This window comes from Pseudomonas sp. NY11955, assembly GCF_048068035.1.
In the GTDB taxonomy this organism is placed as follows: Bacteria; Pseudomonadota; Gammaproteobacteria; order Pseudomonadales; family Pseudomonadaceae; genus Aquipseudomonas.
In genome coordinates, this window is sequence record NZ_JBLUPS010000043.1 from 1 (window position 1) to 1,257 (window position 1,257).

Consider the following 1,257-nt stretch of genomic DNA (forward strand, 5'->3'; position numbering starts at 1 on the left):
GTCCAGGTTCAGGTTTTCGAACTTCCACGCATCCGCACCGCTGACCGCGTCGATGGCGTTGACCACCGGCTGGTTAGTGCCGACATAAACGTTATCCGGTGCGATTGCAGTAGCAGAACCGGTGGTGCTGTTAGCAGCTACTACAACCGTCGTGCCATCGGTCAGCTTGAAGTACAGCTCCGAGTGGTTGTTGATCGGCAGACCGTCTTTGTTGGTCAGGGTGATGGTGTAGGTGATCTCGCCACCTTCGGTCACCGAAGGTGTAGCGGTCAGCTTGGCCACCACTTCATCGATGGTGTCGGTCACTTTGACCGAAGCATCACCACCCAACTGCAGGTTCTCGAAGGTAGCGCCCGTGACGTCCACCGCCGACTTGATGCCGAGGGTGATTTCGCCGGCGTCTTGGTAGACGTCGTCACCTTGTGCGGCGTGCTCGTACGACGCGCTGGTCTCGCCAGCCTTGATGGTGACCTGGGCGTTGTTGCTCAGGGTCACGACCAGGTCGTGCGCCAGGGCGGTGTTGATGTGAACGGTGAAGGTCGGCTTGACGTTCTCGGCCACCGAGGTTTGGTCGGCGGTGATCGTGACCTTGACCAGGTCGCCTTCGTTGCCCGGAGTACCTGGCTCGTCGGTAACGGTGGTTTTGACCTCGGTCTTATCCAGGTTCAGGTTTTCGAACTTCCACGCATCCGCACCGCTGACCGCGTCGATGGCGTTGACCACCGGCTGATTAGCGCCGACGTAGACGTTATCCGGTGCGATTACGGTGGCCGAACCGGTGGTGCTGTTGGCAGCCACGACGACCGTCGTGCCATCGGTCAGCTTGAAGTACAGCTCCGAATGGTTGTTGATCGGCAGCCCGTCTTTGTTGGTCAGGGTGATGGTGTAAGTAATCTCGCCACCTTCGGTCACCGAAGGCGTAGCGGTCAGTTTGGCCACCACTTCGTCGAGGGTGTCGGTCACTTTGACCGAAGCATCACCGCCCAACTGCAGGTTCTCGAAGGTAGCACCCGTGACGTCTACCGCCGACTTGATGCCCAGACTGATTTCACCAGCGTCTTGGTAGACGTCGTCACCTTGTGCGGCGTGCTCGTACGACGCGCTGGTCTCGCCAGCCTTGATGGTGACCTGGGCGTTGTTGCTCAGGGTCACGACCAGGTCGTGCGCCAGTGGCTGATTGACGTGCACGGTGAACGTCGGTTTGACGTTCTCGGCGACGGATTCCTGGTCAGCCGTGATAGTTACCTTGACGATGTC

General features: G+C 59.3%; 1 protein-coding gene. It reads right to left on the reverse strand.

Translation table 11 applies throughout. The features are described from left to right. A partial coding sequence (locus ACNFBR_RS29190; protein ID WP_416737875.1) for an immunoglobulin-like domain-containing protein occupies positions 1 to 1,257 on the reverse strand: 1,257 nt, incomplete at both ends.